This is a genomic window from uncultured Fibrobacter sp. (assembly GCF_946062555.1).
GTDB lineage: Bacteria > Fibrobacterota > Fibrobacteria > Fibrobacterales > Fibrobacteraceae > Fibrobacter.
The window spans coordinates 39,313-51,652 of the sequence record NZ_CAMGVQ010000006.1; the positions used below are offsets into that span (position 1 = coordinate 39,313).

The 12,340-nt window shown below is 53.9% G+C and carries 23 protein-coding genes; 6 read left to right on the forward strand and 17 right to left on the reverse strand.

What is annotated here, in order from left to right; genetic code table 11:
• Window positions 1–283 precede the first annotated feature (283 nt).
• The 15 genes from Q0P86_RS02745 to Q0P86_RS02815 all read right to left on the reverse strand — a co-directional run bounded on the left by Q0P86_RS02745 (window position 284) and on the right by Q0P86_RS02815 (window position 8,772).
• Entirely contained in the window at window positions 284–1,105 is an 822-nt protein-coding gene (locus Q0P86_RS02745) for a DUF3850 domain-containing protein (protein WP_295037288.1), read from the reverse strand.
• Between the two features lie 5 nt (window positions 1,106–1,110).
• Window positions 1,111–1,488, reverse strand: coding sequence for an ASCH domain-containing protein (locus Q0P86_RS02750; RefSeq protein ID WP_294111854.1), 378 nt, complete (start codon window positions 1,486–1,488; stop codon window positions 1,111–1,113).
• 11 nt (window positions 1,489–1,499) lie between these two features.
• Entirely contained in the window at window positions 1,500–2,033 is a 534-nt protein-coding gene (locus Q0P86_RS02755) for a peptidoglycan recognition family protein (protein WP_294111856.1), read from the reverse strand.
• A gap of 121 nt (window positions 2,034–2,154) precedes the next feature.
• Complete coding sequence (locus Q0P86_RS02760) at window positions 2,155–2,664, reverse strand: DUF1353 domain-containing protein (RefSeq protein WP_294111858.1); 510 nt, start codon at window positions 2,662–2,664, stop codon at window positions 2,155–2,157.
• Window positions 2,648–2,794 (reverse strand): hypothetical protein, encoded by a 147-nt coding sequence (locus Q0P86_RS02765; protein ID WP_290992866.1) that lies wholly within the window; start codon window positions 2,792–2,794, stop codon window positions 2,648–2,650. The genes Q0P86_RS02760 and Q0P86_RS02765 overlap by 17 nt, the downstream gene beginning before the upstream one ends.
• A 191-nt stretch (window positions 2,795–2,985) precedes the next feature.
• Window positions 2,986–3,129: a hypothetical protein gene (locus tag Q0P86_RS02770; RefSeq protein WP_290992869.1), complete on the reverse strand. Its 144-nt coding sequence runs from the start codon at window positions 3,127–3,129 to the stop codon at window positions 2,986–2,988.
• Window positions 3,129–3,314: a hypothetical protein gene (locus tag Q0P86_RS02775; RefSeq protein WP_294111861.1), complete on the reverse strand. Its 186-nt coding sequence runs from the start codon at window positions 3,312–3,314 to the stop codon at window positions 3,129–3,131. The genes Q0P86_RS02770 and Q0P86_RS02775 overlap by 1 nt, the downstream gene beginning before the upstream one ends.
• Window positions 3,304–3,957, reverse strand: coding sequence for a DUF3164 family protein (locus Q0P86_RS02780; RefSeq protein WP_294111863.1), 654 nt, complete (start codon window positions 3,955–3,957; stop codon window positions 3,304–3,306). The genes Q0P86_RS02775 and Q0P86_RS02780 overlap by 11 nt, the downstream gene beginning before the upstream one ends.
• A gap of 4 nt (window positions 3,958–3,961) precedes the next feature.
• Window positions 3,962–4,429, reverse strand: coding sequence for a regulatory protein GemA (locus tag Q0P86_RS02785; RefSeq protein ID WP_294111865.1), 468 nt, complete (start codon window positions 4,427–4,429; stop codon window positions 3,962–3,964).
• Entirely contained in the window at window positions 4,429–5,325 is an 897-nt protein-coding gene (locus Q0P86_RS02790) for an AAA family ATPase (protein WP_294111867.1), read from the reverse strand. The genes Q0P86_RS02785 and Q0P86_RS02790 overlap by 1 nt, the downstream gene beginning before the upstream one ends.
• Before the next feature lie 108 nt (window positions 5,326–5,433).
• A complete protein-coding gene (locus tag Q0P86_RS02795) occupies window positions 5,434–5,616 on the reverse strand; it encodes a hypothetical protein (protein WP_072807688.1) in 183 nt (60 codons plus the stop codon).
• The gene (locus Q0P86_RS02800; RefSeq protein ID WP_294111875.1) at window positions 5,616–7,565 is read right to left on the reverse strand and encodes a transposase family protein; all 1,950 of its coding nucleotides are present in this window, start codon (window positions 7,563–7,565) and stop codon (window positions 5,616–5,618) included. Before Q0P86_RS02800 ends, Q0P86_RS02795 begins: the two co-directional genes overlap by 1 nt.
• Window positions 7,565–7,732 carry a hypothetical protein gene (locus Q0P86_RS02805; protein WP_294111877.1) on the reverse strand — a complete coding sequence of 56 codons (168 nt, stop codon included), beginning with the start codon at window positions 7,730–7,732 and terminating at the stop codon, window positions 7,565–7,567. Before Q0P86_RS02805 ends, Q0P86_RS02800 begins: the two co-directional genes overlap by 1 nt.
• 45 nt (window positions 7,733–7,777) lie before the next feature.
• Window positions 7,778–8,590, reverse strand: coding sequence for a BRO family protein (locus Q0P86_RS02810; protein ID WP_294111879.1), 813 nt, complete (start codon window positions 8,588–8,590; stop codon window positions 7,778–7,780).
• Window positions 8,590–8,772, reverse strand: a complete 183-nt coding sequence (locus Q0P86_RS02815) for a hypothetical protein (protein ID WP_073323795.1) — start codon at window positions 8,770–8,772, stop codon at window positions 8,590–8,592. The genes Q0P86_RS02810 and Q0P86_RS02815 overlap by 1 nt, the downstream gene beginning before the upstream one ends.
• 122 nt (window positions 8,773–8,894) lie before the next feature.
• Here Q0P86_RS02815 and Q0P86_RS02820 point away from each other — a divergent pair, with 122 nt between their 5' ends.
• The 5 genes from Q0P86_RS02820 (at window position 8,895) to Q0P86_RS02840 (ending at window position 11,267) form a co-directional block, all read left to right on the forward strand.
• Window positions 8,895–9,377 carry a helix-turn-helix transcriptional regulator gene (locus tag Q0P86_RS02820; RefSeq protein ID WP_294111883.1) on the forward strand — a complete coding sequence of 161 codons (483 nt, stop codon included), beginning with the start codon at window positions 8,895–8,897 and terminating at the stop codon, window positions 9,375–9,377.
• A 74-nt stretch (window positions 9,378–9,451) separates the two neighbouring features.
• On the forward strand, window positions 9,452–9,646 hold the full coding sequence (locus Q0P86_RS02825; RefSeq protein WP_290992892.1) for a hypothetical protein: 195 nt from the start codon (window positions 9,452–9,454) through the stop codon (window positions 9,644–9,646).
• Entirely contained in the window at window positions 9,639–10,055 is a 417-nt protein-coding gene (locus Q0P86_RS02830; protein ID WP_290992894.1) for a hypothetical protein, read from the forward strand. Before Q0P86_RS02825 ends, Q0P86_RS02830 begins: the two co-directional genes overlap by 8 nt.
• Before the next feature lie 77 nt (window positions 10,056–10,132).
• On the forward strand, window positions 10,133–10,789 hold the full coding sequence (locus Q0P86_RS02835) for a hypothetical protein (RefSeq protein ID WP_295037296.1): 657 nt from the start codon (window positions 10,133–10,135) through the stop codon (window positions 10,787–10,789).
• 169 nt (window positions 10,790–10,958) lie between these two features.
• Window positions 10,959–11,267, forward strand: coding sequence for a Mor transcription activator family protein (locus Q0P86_RS02840; RefSeq protein ID WP_290992898.1), 309 nt, complete (start codon window positions 10,959–10,961; stop codon window positions 11,265–11,267).
• 8 nt (window positions 11,268–11,275) lie between these two features.
• On the opposite strand, the gene Q0P86_RS02845 is transcribed toward Q0P86_RS02840, so the two are convergent.
• Together Q0P86_RS02845 and Q0P86_RS02850 are read right to left on the reverse strand one after the other, a co-directional pair.
• Entirely contained in the window at window positions 11,276–11,530 is a 255-nt protein-coding gene (locus Q0P86_RS02845) for a DUF3310 domain-containing protein (protein ID WP_295037299.1), read from the reverse strand.
• The gene (locus Q0P86_RS02850; RefSeq protein WP_295037301.1) at window positions 11,527–12,057 is read right to left on the reverse strand and encodes a phage virion morphogenesis protein; all 531 of its coding nucleotides are present in this window, start codon (window positions 12,055–12,057) and stop codon (window positions 11,527–11,529) included. The genes Q0P86_RS02845 and Q0P86_RS02850 overlap by 4 nt, the downstream gene beginning before the upstream one ends.
• Window positions 12,058–12,107: 50 nt before the next feature.
• On the opposite strand from Q0P86_RS02850, the gene Q0P86_RS02855 reads away from it, so the two are divergent.
• Window positions 12,108–12,335 (forward strand): hypothetical protein, encoded by a 228-nt coding sequence (locus tag Q0P86_RS02855; protein WP_295037302.1) that lies wholly within the window; start codon window positions 12,108–12,110, stop codon window positions 12,333–12,335.
• Window positions 12,336–12,340: the final 5 nt, after the last annotated feature.

Sequence of the window (12,340 nt, forward strand, 5' to 3'; positions counted from 1 at the left end):
GTTTTTAGGCCGTTAATGGCGTTTTGAATTTTTCTTGAAAATTGTGGTGCGGACATGTTTTTGAGTTTTTCACTTTTCGTGAGACAAAAAAAAGAGGCAGGACTTTGAATCCTGCCGTTAAAGAGCCGTAATCTTGGTTAGTTTTCCGAAGGTTTATTTAGCATCGGTTTGATTACAAAATACCAAAGAATGGCAATAATGGAACATACTACAACGAACGGAATGTAAAATATGAACCAGACGAAACCGCCAACTAATAGAAAATCCATTCTTCACCTCCGCGTTACACATTTAATATAGATTCTTTTGGGTCGGACGGAACATTATTTTCACCTTTTTTCTTCTGGAATATGGCGGCGAATTCTTCGATGGTTGGCACCTGGAGCGTTCCCTTGCCGTAGGGGTTCGGGGAGCGCATCTGCGGGCATCCCGTGCCGAGTTTCCTGCTGGTGGCGTATTTCTTGACCATTTCGTGGACTTCGAAAACGTTGAAGTTATAATCGAAGCGGTCGAAACCGTAGAACTGGAGCACGGTGCCGATGTGCGGATCGTGGAAGACGAGCTTTTCTTTCTGCTTGGCGAGTTCAGCCGTTTTCTTGAGCAACATGGGAAGCAAGAGCTCCAACTGACTATCTGTTTCTGCCTGTTCGGGGGTCTTCTGCGTGCCCTGGAAATCCTTCCAGTTCCTGAGTGCGGCATGCCAGTCAGATAGCGGGAGCCCGGATTTCATCTTCCAGCCGGTCATCGAATAGTAGTTGTAGAAGCGCCTTGCACAGTCTGCGGACTTGCCGAGCTTCGCGGCGTACTCGACGGCTTCGTCTTCGCTTGCGGGGCGGTTGCCCACGTTTGTGCGGGTGTTCTTCCCGGCGCGCTTGACGGAAACGACGCAGTAATCGTCCTTGATGCCTACGGCGTCCTCTGCATGCATGATAAAGGTGATACGCACGGTAAGGCTGCGGCCTGTTTCATTGCCGCCTTCGGTCTCGAAGAGCACCAGGCGGTCGCCGACGCAGTAGAACTTATCAACCTTGTGGATGACGAAGGTCAAGTCGCCGTTCATGAGCGATTCAAAGTTCCTTTTTCTGATTTTCAAGACGTATTCCATAGCGTTTACCTCACGAATTGCCAGCTTTGCGGGGCCCTCTTGATGTGCAAATCTTCGGGATAGAGCCAATCGGGACCGTATTCATCGACGCCGCAAATCTCCCAACCGTAGAGCTTACCCCTGCCTTTTGCCTTGTATTTCTCGATTTCATCGAGAGAAACGCACGAATTTTCGACAATCTTGGGCGTTATTCCGGTGATTTCGTGGCAAAAATTCACGTATATGACGCCAGTGATGCTTTTCAGGTCGGTGTCGTAGAGGTAAACCTTCAAACCGTCGCCGTCCAATGCTTTCGGGGAGGTCTTGCGGAGTTCCAGCGTCTTTTCGCCGCTGTAGATCAGTTCTGCCCACTTGTGGTGGATGCTCATCAGGATTTCTTTCATCTTTTACTCCTTTACAGCAGGGCGTTCACCTTGGCGGCGATTTCGAACATGCGTTCTTCCAGGTACTGGCCGGGGCAGGCCTTGTTCTTGAACCACTTGTGGAGCGTCATGTTCTGGACGGGTTCGCCATTGTCATCCAGCTTGCCGACAAGTGCCTTGTCGTGGAACCAGCGGAGCTTCTGGATGCCGTTACGTTTGCAGATGTCGGCGACCAGGTAGATGAGGCTGGAAAATGCCGCGTCGGTTACACGGTAAGGTGCTTTTTCGTCGCTTGATACCTCGATGGTGACTGCACGGTGGTCATTGACGGCGTTGCTGCTGCACCAGCTGCGGTCGGATTCATCGACATAGAGTGCGATGTGGCCCTGGTCATCGATGCCGTAGTTGGCAGACGCCATGCGGGCCTTGGCTGCGAACAGCTTGCCGAGTGCCCGCACGTTGATGTGGCCTGCGGTGCAGTGGATGGTGATGGTGTCGATCTTGTGGTTCCGGGGCGTAGTCCTGTTCGGGCTTATCTCGGTGTGGGATACTAGCGGACTGTTCATTTTGACTCCTATAGTGATGAGGCTAACATGTAGAGTACGGTTATTGCGAGTGCGACAAAGGCGACGCAGTAGGCCGCCTTTGCCGTGGTCTGTATGACCTTGAGTATGTCGTTTCGGGTAATCATCTGAATGCGTTTGCGGTGATAGCCCTGCCGTTGAAGCGTTTGAGCGTGAAGCCCTTGCTGTCGAGCCACTGCATCTTCACGAGGGTCTTGTTGTGGTTGTAGATGTCGCCCTGGTCTTCGTCGAGCGTGTTGTAGTGGGAACCGGCAAAGAACTTGACCGCGTAATAGACGGCGTTACGCTTGACGGTGCCCATGCCTGCGTGTTCCAGCATTTCGAGCAGGAGCCGGTCGGCAAGTTTCTTCGAGAGGAAGCCGTGGTAGTTGACATCGTGGATGAGCCACGCGAGCGCGAGCTTGATGTCGCCGATTTTCGGGATGAACGGGTTCACGATGGAAGGACCGCTGCGGAAGTCGGTCATGTAGCCCGCCATGATTTCATACACCAGGGTTCCCGGAATGCAGTCGCACTGGATTTCGATGCGCAGCTTGTTCACGATTTCGTAGAGTTCCTGGTTCTTCAGGCTCTTTTTCCAGGTGGGGACTTCCGGCTTATACGCGAGGTTCACGGTCAACTCCTGCGGGGTGGGTGGTGTCGCAGGCCTTGCAGACCCACTTGCGGTCTTCGAGCTTGCAGTATTTCTTGTGACCGCACCAGCTGCAGGTCACGTATTCGTTGTATATTCGGGTGTCTTTCATTTGGCCTCTGTTGTAAAAGGGTTGCCTGCGGATGCTTCGCGGTTGCACCCGCAGGCGTCGTTTGCTGCTTATTGGTCAGCTTTGCCGAGTTTAGGGACGGTGCGGGGGCTCGAACCCCGCCGCCGAAGGCTTCACAACTCCTCCGACGTGGCCAACCGCAACCGCCCGGGGACTACCGCCACGACAATGGCTTAAAACGTGACGGTAATCGAGAGTACCGCAGCGGACACCCAGTAGATGACCTTGCGGATATCTCCATCGACGACACCGTAGGTAACAGCCGCAGCAAGGTCGAGGAGAATGAGGATGAACGGGAAAATCTGAGCCTTCGTCATTAACCCTTCTCCCACTTCGCGGCAAGGTCTTCCATGGCCTTCTGCGGGCTGGAGCCTACGCCGCTGATAAGCGCCTTCTCGCCGTTCTGGCGGAGAGTGACCGCGTAGCCGAACTGGAAGTCGGCTTCGAGAACGAGCTGGTCGCGGAAAAGGTCGAGTGTCCTGTAGGTTTCGCTATTCGGCATCTTTCTTTTCCTTCTTGGCTGTTGCTACGATGTCGTTGAAGTTGAGCACGATGGTTTCCCACACTTCGCCGGAGTCCTTCTTCACCTTGCGCTTGAAGTTGATGGACTGCTTGGAGGACTTGACGATGATCGACTCTTTCAGCATGCGCATGGCCTTCTTCCATTCGGAATCCTCGATTTCGAGGTGCAAAAGTTTCATGAGCATGGCGGTGTTCACGCGGCCCTGCTTATCGACATTGAACGCCTGCGTGATGACCTTTCCCAGGTTCTCGTCGATACCGTCGAGGCGGTCGCTGAGCCACTTGTCAACGATGGTCTTCACCATCTGGAGCTTTTCGTCGAAGCCGATGTGGTCGTCGATGCGGCGCTCGATGACAAGCGACTTGTCGAAATTCTGCAGAAGGATATTGCCTTTCCAGTTCTCGCGGACACGGTTTTCCTTTGCGATTTCGTCGAGATACTTGTCGATACTACCGACGATTTCGACCTTGGTTTCCGCAATCTTTTCGGCGAGCTTCACGACCTTCTTGAAGGTCGCTTCCACCAGCTTGTCGCGCTTCTTGTCGATAGCGGGAATGTACTGTTCGGGCACGGGGCGGCCACGGTCGTCGAGCCAGTTCCCGTCTTTGTCTTTCTTTGCCATAGGGTTACCTCTGGTTAGTGTTCTTGTTTCGGTTAAATTCTTCGGGGCTCTGCGCCCCCATGGCGTGTATCGCCTTGATGAGCACCTTCGCGTCTTCCTTGCAGATCCATGTGACCACTTCCACGCCGGTGAGCCGCTTGCAGAAGGAGTTCAGGGCCTTGCGGCGGTCTTCGGAAGTCTCCGCGCGGCTGACCTGCGCCCACATCGCCTCGATTGCCCGGAGCTGTGCGGGGCTTGCCTTGTGCTTGGCCCTGCCGGAGAGCTCGTTGAACTTCTGGGCCTTGCCGTGGACCTGTTCGCGCAGGCTCTTGATGAGCGAGCTGCGCTGCTGTGTCGAGAGCTGCTTGGAGCTTTCGACCTGGTAGCGGTCGCGCAGCATGTCGCGGTAGGCTTCGTCGTTCATCCCGAGCAGGCGCACAAGGCCGTGGATTTGCCTGTACTGTTCGGCTCTCTTGTCGGCTGGAGTAGTCATTAGCGTGCCACCACGAGCATCTGGGATGCGGATTCAAGGATTTCGTTGTCGAGGGTTTCGCGGTCGTTGTTGCGCATGAGTTCCTTGCTCCACATCACGAGATGCGAGAGCAGGCGGAAGTTCCTGCGGCAAATCTGGGCGGCGCGTTCGATGCAGTTGCCTTCGTACTTGGCAAAGCGGCTCTCGATGAACGCCTTTACATCGTCGTTATCCAGGAGCTTCGCCCTGCAAGGTGCGCTGATGCGGCTGTTCAGCTGGGCGTAGTGGTTCTTGTCGCCCTGCACGTTCTTTTCGAGCCTGGGCATGCCGCAAAGGGCGATTCCCACGCCCGCCTTGTCGTGGACGCGGCGGATGAGTTCGAGCGCACGGTAGGGCAGGTGCTCGGCCTCGTCGATGATGACCAGACGGCCCGAGTCGTTCAGTTTGTTCACGACGCGCACGAGCTTTTCGTGCAGGCTCCCGCGTTCGTCGAGACCGAGTTCTGCGCAGAGCTCGTCGAAGAGAGCCTTGGCGGTGTAGCCGTGGTCCGCCTCGATAAGGATGACGCTCGGGTGGGCCTTCGCGAAGGCCTTCAGCGCGGTGGTCTTGCCGCAACCGGCGTCGCCCGTGAGCATCCCGCAAATCTGGTGGCTGAGCACCAGCGAGCAGAACTTGTGGATGGTCTTGAAGCATTTGGTCTGCACGATTCCTTCGTTCTGCTTGATAGTCTCGCGCTGGGCTTCTACTTCGAGGAAGTCCTTCACCTTCTCGCAGATGGCGTCGATGTCGCCCGTGTAGGTGCCCTTTATGAAGTAGCTGAGCGTGGCGGGGCTTATGCCCATGGCGTTCGCCACCTTGGTCTGCGATGCCCCGGTGCGGGACATGTAGTCCTTGAGTTGCTTGATTGTTGCGTCCATATTCTATCCTTTATGGTTGCTGGGTTAAAAGGGTTGCCTCCGGGGGCGGTTTCAGGGAGATCTTGTGTTGTGTTGCGGCAAAGTGTGCCTGCCCCCATCGGCTAAGTTCTAGAGGAGTCCCGCCTTTACCAGGCGTTCCTTGATGCGGTACCAGGTGCGTATCTCGTGCCGGTCCACATCGTCCGGGAACCGTCCGGCGCGTCTGATGATCATCAGCGCCTTGTCCACGTTGTTTTCGGCAACGGGGCCTGCGACCGCACGGTAGATTTTCAAGAGCTGTTCGGAGTCCATTAAATCGCTTCGCCTGTCAAGAGTTCATCCCATAGGTCGGTGCTCGGCTTTTCTTCCACTTCGCCGTCAACGATGTTGTAGAAGTCGGCGTTGCCCACCTTCTTTTCTGCCCTGAGCTGTTCGGAGTCGCGGTCGTGGCGCGTAAGGTGCGTGGGGCCTTGTGGCACGAAGATGTCCTGCGGGCCCACGGCGGTGCGCATGGCGCTGATGTACTCTTCGGCCTGTTCCTTCGACATGTCGGGGCAGATTTCCTTGAGCATCTTTTCCTCGTGGCGCTTGCGGGCGACCCCTTCGGCAATCAGCTGCTTGCCCACGGCATCGTCGTCCTTGACCATGGCACCCACGGCGCTCTGCAGGTTGCATTCGCCGATGAGCTTCTTGTTCTGGTCGTAGCACCAGGCGGTTCGCATGTCGTCGGGGTCGTAGCGGAAGGTGACCTCGCGGCCCTTCCACACGGGCATCCATTCGGCCCAGTACCAGGAATCGAGCTGTGCCAGGTGGAAACCCATGTGCATGATGCGGCCCTTCACCGTGCGGCTTACCAGCATGGAGAGAGTCTCGCGGCTCACCCTGCGCATCGGTTCTCGCTTGACGATTTCTGCGTTCCAGAGCTCGCGGCGGGTCATGCCGTTGTGGTGCTTTCCATGGCAAGGGAGCCCCGGGAAAACATTCGTCATGTATTCCTGCGCAAGGCCGTAGAACTCTTCCCAGGTAAGGAAGTTCCCGCTCTTGAGCACGCCCTTCAGGGGCTCCGGCTTTTCGACCACGGTGCCGCCCTTGAAGCTGTTGAACATACGGTCAAAGCCGTTTTTGATAATCAAGAAATTGCGTTCAATGATCTTCGCGCGGGCGTTACGCACGATGGCGAAGTGCATCTTGATACCGAGACGGCTTGCCATGGATTCGGCATACTGCTCGTCTTCCACGATCTGGTGGCCACGGCTTTGGCCGGAGAAGTCGCGGTTGCGGTATTCGCGACCGTTGTCCACGTAGATTTCTTCCGGAAGACCGTAGCGCTCGATGCCGTGACGCATGGCGCGGAGCGTGTTCTCGGTACCCGGGGCGTCGTGGTGCAGGCACCAGCCCATGGGCATGTAGGTCTTGAAGTCCATGAACAGCGTGATGTAGCAGGTGGCGGGCTTTTCCTGCCCCTGCACCTTGACGAACACGTCCCACGTGCGGGTATCGCCCACCCACACCTGCCCCGCCTTCAGGTCGGAGTAGTCGCGGTCCAGGTGGAATCCCTTGTTGTCGTAGAACTTCTTCTTGCCTTCGCGGGCAAAGTAGATGACATCGGGTGCGAACTCTTTCTTGAGCCTGCGATTGAAAGCCGACATGCTCGGGAAATCGCTCTGGTCCTTCACGTCGCCGCGTTCCATGGCCTTGCCGAGCGCAATCATCCAGCTGGAGAATACGCTTATCTTGTTCGCAGTCAAGTAGGCGTTCTTGAAATCTTCGAACCAGGCGTCGCGCACGGTGGAGTGCATCACTTCGAGGTGGTTGATGAGCGCAATCTTCCCGCACTCGCCGACCTGCGAACGCTGACGGTAGATGCTCTTGATGCTCGTCTTCATTTCGGGGTGGGCCTTGTTCCACTCGTCCACGAAACGGCCAAGTTCCTTGGTGCCCGTGATGCCTTCGCACTTGAGCAGGATGAGCGTCCACTTGTCGAAATTCTTCTTCGCGCGGTCGGTGGCGCGGTCGTAGCTCCTGATGACCGTCTCCACGTCCTCTGCGCGGGTGGCGACTTCGGGGGCTTCGGGCAGGGTCTCCTGGACATAGCGGTTCGAGGCCTCGGCGGGAAGGCTGCGGACATCGATTTCGAGAACCTTGCGCCCGTCCTTTTCGCTCCAGCGGTAGTTCCACATGGAGACGCTACGGCGAACCTGCCTGTCGGAAATCCCGAGAAGCTCCGCTGCCTTCGTTGAACTAATCCAGATAGGTTGCATTAGCGGCTAGCCCTTCCGATGTAGAAAGCGCGGACGCGCCTGGTGCGCATGCATTCGCCACAGAAATGGTCCTGGTTCACGGTGATGCGCGCTTCCTTGCCGCAGATGTCGCAGTTGCGTTTGAGCGAGACGGGAACGATGGTGTGAAGAGGGATACTGGTAGTCATTGTAGATCTCCTTGTGAGTGGAAGTTTAAGGGCGTGCGCGGTCGGCTATTCCAGCTGGTCGAGTGCGCGGGTGATGAGGAACTTCACGAACTCCTTGTTGTTGGGGAACGTGTGTCCCTCGTTGTAGAGCTTGAGCTTCGCGGCGTTGATTTTTTCGGTCAAGGGTTTCGGGAACGTCATCGAGGGCATCATATTGGGGAACAGTTCGCATTGGACGGACTCTTCGGCAGGGGCGACCGTCGTGGCGTCGGTGGCCGCCGCGTAATCGATTTTGCGTTTGACGGTGTACTTGCCCGTCTTGCGGATGGTCGGAAGCACGTCTTCCACCACCCAGCGCTCGAACCTGACCGCGTCGGGCATGCGGCTGCGCATGATGAGGCGGTAGAGGTCGGGCTCGTTGATGGCGATCATCGCCTGCTTGCCGCCCTTGGTGTCCACCGTAATCTTCTTGGCTAGCTCGTTTGTGCCGTCAAGGTCCTTGCTGTCATAGACCTTGTTGCAGTGTTTCTTGATGACCGTCGCCGTGTCCTTAGCGTAGCCGAGAATCTTGCAGATGTCGTCGGCCACGAACCATGCGTTCTTCTGGTCGTCGAGAACCATTCGGATTGCGGTGTCGTTGAAGATGCGATAACGGAGTCGTAGGGCCCCGGACATGGTCGGGTCAAGGTCGTCTTCCTTGACACCGGTTTCCCTGGCGATGCAGTGTGCGGAGCTGCCGGAGTATTCGGCGGGAACGATGTCGCCGGACTGGGTGTCAGGGTCGTTTGTCGGGGTTTCGGCTTCGTCCAAAGGGTACACCGTTTCGGTGGGCCCTTCGGTGGTGGTTTCGGGTTCTTCGTCGAAAATTTTCTTGATCATTATGCTACTCCTTTGGTGGTGAGTCCCAGGTCCTTGAGGATGGGGGTAAGCTGGTTGTTGGTACGGTAGCCAGTGGCTACTTCCCTTATGTATTGGGCGCTGTAGGGCTTTCCGGCGATTTCGGAGACCCTTTCGGCGGCCTTGCGCCACGAGAATTTCGTCACTGTAAGATTTTTATCCATTTGGAAAAGTTCCTTGTCTTTTTTAACTTTTTGTAGTGGTGGTTAATCACTACTACATTCATAATCCAAACAATAGTTTTATCCTTGTCAAGATGAAATTAAACAAAAAGTGAATTTTTCTTATGTTCGGCGATAAAATCAAGGCTTTTGCGCAAAAAAAATATGGTGCAGACAAGCATTTGGCGGCTGCATTGGGTATGTCTCCACAGCAATTGGCTGCATACACGGCTGAAAAAAGAAAGCCGGGGTTTGAAATTCTGCAAAAATTAGCCGGTTTGGGGTGCAGCGTATCGTGGATTCTTGATAATGATAAAACTATTGATGAATTAAACAATAGTTTTAACTTTGTCAAGGGGGATTCCGAAAATAAAGGTATTCTTGACCTTTCAGGCGCTCTTGAGCTGTCGAACACGCCCGCAAGCCGCCTCGCCCAGCTCGTGGGGGTAAGCCCCGCCACGCTCGACTCCTGGCGGCAGGGCACCGCCACGCCCACCGTCGAGGAACTCTCCCGCCTCTTCAACCAGGTCGTCGCCCTCGCCCTGAGCTCCCGCCACGCCGCCACCACGCCCGAAGCAGAGAACCCACCCGCCAAGGCTATCGGGTAACTGGGAATCTTATATACATTGACTACCCCTCGCCGTGATAAATTGTTATATTTAAGGAGTAAGGGACTATTGAAATGAACAAGACCGCTTTCATATCCGCTTTCTTTTCGGGTGCCGCCACCATCGGCGTCCTGACTCCCAAGACGGCTCCTGTACCGGAAGTGCAGCAACTTCCGAAGGCTCCGTCCGTCTGGGAGGACGTGGGCAACTGCTTCGGCGATGCCTGGTGCGAAATTACGGAAGCGTCCGAGGCCCTTGCCGATGGCTAACAGGGAACAACGCCGCGCCATGGAAAAGAAGGGCCAGCCGGTTTCTCCGGCGCTGGGTCTCACGGCCACCCAATACAAGGGGCCAGTTCCTTCCCCAGAAATGATGGAAGCGTTCAAGGCTGTGTCGCCTGACTTGCCCGACCGCATCATGAAACTTGCGGAAAACAGCGACAAGCGGCGCACCATGGAAGTTGAAATACAGCGTATGGCTGTCAAGGGGGCGAACTTGTCCACGATTCTCGGGCAGGTGTTCACCTTTGTGCTTGCGCTAGTATTGTTCGTACTCACCATCGTGCTTGTGCTTAACGGGCAGATGACCGCCGCAGCTGTTTCGGGTATTCCCGTCGTCGCCTGGTTCATCATCGTTACCATCTTCAGGAATTTCGGGAACAGCGAAAAGAAGAAGTAAGGCTTATGCCGTGCGATTCGCTCTTCGTGGATTTTCTTGGTGTCAATCACTGCATATCCTTCGATACTGTGAGGGTTGTGCTGGATTCGGTCTTTACCATAGATCTTTTGAATAAGTCGCAAGAGTTCTACTCCAATTCGTTCAGTGACTTGCTGATGGTGTTCACGATATTTATTGCAGTTGTCGGAATTATTGTCGGCTATAAAATTGTCAACGATATTCTGCTTATAAAAAGGACTATCAAAAAGACTGCGGAAAAGACTGCCGAAGAAACTGAACGAAGGTTCAAGAACAACATTGATAAACAGAATCAAGAAATGACGCGCCTGTCGGCACTTGTGAAGGAGCTGCACGAGCAAGAAATTTTGAACTGGTTGACTCAGGCAAGACTTGCCAAAACGCAAAAACAGAAATTTCATTCGTTCATGTGTTTTGACTATGCTTTGGCTTCCGTTGTAAATCATTATGACAAGACCTTTGTTCAATATGGCAGAATCGCGTTGGAAGAGATTAGAGACAATTTTTCTGCATTAAATGGTTCTCTGAATAAAGTGAAAATTCTTAGGTTGATTTTGGAAAGAATTGAAAAGTTCAAGGATTGCCTTTTCAAAACAAATTACAGCGAAGACGAAGAAATGGCGTCCAAGGAAAAGGCCTATGTCGAGGACTCACTTAACCTGTGTACTACAGTAAAACTCCTTTTGGATCAAGAACTAAAAAGCCTTGACCAATAGCACTATTGCAGCCCCTGCAAACACGACAAACCATATTAGGTCTTCGACGAAAAATTCATTTTCAAACAATTCTTTTATCCAAGATTTCATCTTGAAAATTCTACTTTGGGTTTTCATTTTTCATTTCCCTTTTTTATGTTGTTGTTTTTTTCGCGTTTTTTGATTATATTTGCAATACAGAATGAGCTTCTGGGATTCCCTGACAATCGACGACCTTCCGAATGACGACCTGAAGTGGGTGGCAAACACCCTCGGGCTCGACATTGCCAAACGTATCTGGAAGAAGTTCGCGGGCAACCATGTAGCCTGCCCAGCCAGGATGAACCCAACAGCAGTGCGCCGCTATATGCGCGACAACTTCGACAAGCCAGTTCACCAGCTTGCGTTTGAAACCGGAGTCAGCGAGCGCACGATCTACAGGTACATGAACGTGGTTGAAAAGAAGCCTGAAAACAAAGGGCAACTGAGCCTGTTCTAGCATACACTTTATTCCTTCATCCATTCGCCGGTTCTTGCGTGGTGCAGATAGTTTTCGGCCTTGCGGATGTCGTCTTTCCAGTCGTTGTCGGGCTTGAGTCCTGCGCGGCATTGATACTTGACGGCGTTGCCGATGTCGTAGGCGGCTTCACGCGGGAGTTCTTCGCGCTTCACGATGGCGTGGATAATCTTGATTGTTTCCACGGGCATTTCGTTGTAGTAGGCGCGTTTGGGCTTGTTTGTTTTGGGTGCGGGTTTTGTCATTTGAGACCTCCTTTCTTTTTCATTTCATCGACGATTCTGTTTGCCAGGATATCCTTGATCTTGGTTTCGTCCTCTTCCTGGAGAAGCATGTAGGGGCGGGCGGGGATGTTTGCGCCCGGGTGGTGGGCGCTCTTGCGGTAGAATACCGTGCCGCCCACTGTGAAACGGAGCGCCCTGCGGTTCTTGGCCACGATGTCGTGTGCTGGGATTGAACCGCCGAACTGGTGGATGTGGGCATATTTTTGGGGGCCGGTCATTACGGTGACGGCGTTGCCGTCGCTGTCGAGCTCGTAGTGGATTCCCTTCATGAGCGCCCCGGTGCCAACCAGGGTCTTTCCCTTGGGCTTTTTCGAGCTGGGCCACCGGATGGGGCGGCCACCTTCGCGAAAGTTCTGCTTGACACTCTTTGCCACAAGGTTGCCGATAGCCGCCATGGCGGGCTTCAAGTCGCTTGCCGTCCGCTTCGCAATATCGATAATTTCGTTGAATTTATCGATTTTCACGTCTGCGTTGATAAAATTTGACATGGGGTTGCATTTCCTTGGGTAAAATGGTATATTAGGGAGCGAGGTTAATCATGATCACGGTTGACAAAGAAACGAGAAAGATTAAGTTTTTTAAGGTAGATGATGATGATAAAATCTGGTGGGTTGATTATATTGGCCAGGTTGGAATATCTGCAGTTTCCTTTGACAAGAAAAAAATTCTTTTTGTTTTTGAAGATTATCCCAAAAATTTTACCAAAGAGGAGAAAGCCTTGTTCGACAAGGAGAATCCTTATTGGAAAAAATTACTTGGTGGTTAGTGCGA

Excerpts from the sequence above, each read along its gene's own strand:
- Q0P86_RS02845 (WP_295037299.1), bottom strand. The coding sequence starts at position 11,530 with ATGACAAAACCCGCACCCAAAACAAACAAGCCCAAACGCGCCTACTAC.
- Q0P86_RS02780 (WP_294111863.1), bottom strand. The coding sequence starts at position 3,957 with ATGGCAAAGAAAGACAAAGACGGGAACTGGCTCGACGACCGTGGCCGC.
- Q0P86_RS02830 (WP_290992894.1), top strand. The coding sequence starts at position 9,639 with ATGGCTAACAGGGAACAACGCCGCGCCATGGAAAAGAAGGGCCAGCCG.
- Q0P86_RS02745 (WP_295037288.1), bottom strand. The coding sequence starts at position 1,105 with ATGGAATACGTCTTGAAAATCAGAAAAAGGAACTTTGAATCGCTCATG.
- Q0P86_RS02750 (WP_294111854.1), bottom strand. The coding sequence starts at position 1,488 with ATGAAAGAAATCCTGATGAGCATCCACCACAAGTGGGCAGAACTGATC.
- Q0P86_RS02805 (WP_294111877.1), bottom strand. The coding sequence starts at position 7,732 with ATGACTACCAGTATCCCTCTTCACACCATCGTTCCCGTCTCGCTCAAA.
- Q0P86_RS02770 (WP_290992869.1), bottom strand. The coding sequence starts at position 3,129 with ATGACGAAGGCTCAGATTTTCCCGTTCATCCTCATTCTCCTCGACCTT.
- Q0P86_RS02790 (WP_294111867.1), bottom strand. The coding sequence starts at position 5,325 with ATGGACGCAACAATCAAGCAACTCAAGGACTACATGTCCCGCACCGGG.
- Q0P86_RS02800 (WP_294111875.1), bottom strand. The coding sequence starts at position 7,565 with ATGCAACCTATCTGGATTAGTTCAACGAAGGCAGCGGAGCTTCTCGGG.
- Q0P86_RS02775 (WP_294111861.1), bottom strand. The coding sequence starts at position 3,314 with ATGCCGAATAGCGAAACCTACAGGACACTCGACCTTTTCCGCGACCAG.
- Q0P86_RS02825 (WP_290992892.1), top strand. The coding sequence starts at position 9,452 with ATGAACAAGACCGCTTTCATATCCGCTTTCTTTTCGGGTGCCGCCACC.
- Q0P86_RS02855 (WP_295037302.1), top strand. The coding sequence starts at position 12,108 with ATGATCACGGTTGACAAAGAAACGAGAAAGATTAAGTTTTTTAAGGTA.
- Q0P86_RS02815 (WP_073323795.1), bottom strand. The coding sequence starts at position 8,772 with ATGGATAAAAATCTTACAGTGACGAAATTCTCGTGGCGCAAGGCCGCC.
- Q0P86_RS02795 (WP_072807688.1), bottom strand. The coding sequence starts at position 5,616 with ATGGACTCCGAACAGCTCTTGAAAATCTACCGTGCGGTCGCAGGCCCC.
- Q0P86_RS02820 (WP_294111883.1), top strand. The coding sequence starts at position 8,895 with ATGTTCGGCGATAAAATCAAGGCTTTTGCGCAAAAAAAATATGGTGCA.
- Q0P86_RS02850 (WP_295037301.1), bottom strand. The coding sequence starts at position 12,057 with ATGTCAAATTTTATCAACGCAGACGTGAAAATCGATAAATTCAACGAA.
- Q0P86_RS02765 (WP_290992866.1), bottom strand. The coding sequence starts at position 2,794 with ATGAAAGACACCCGAATATACAACGAATACGTGACCTGCAGCTGGTGC.
- Q0P86_RS02785 (WP_294111865.1), bottom strand. The coding sequence starts at position 4,429 with ATGACTACTCCAGCCGACAAGAGAGCCGAACAGTACAGGCAAATCCAC.
- Q0P86_RS02810 (WP_294111879.1), bottom strand. The coding sequence starts at position 8,590 with ATGATCAAGAAAATTTTCGACGAAGAACCCGAAACCACCACCGAAGGG.
- Q0P86_RS02755 (WP_294111856.1), bottom strand. The coding sequence starts at position 2,033 with ATGAACAGTCCGCTAGTATCCCACACCGAGATAAGCCCGAACAGGACT.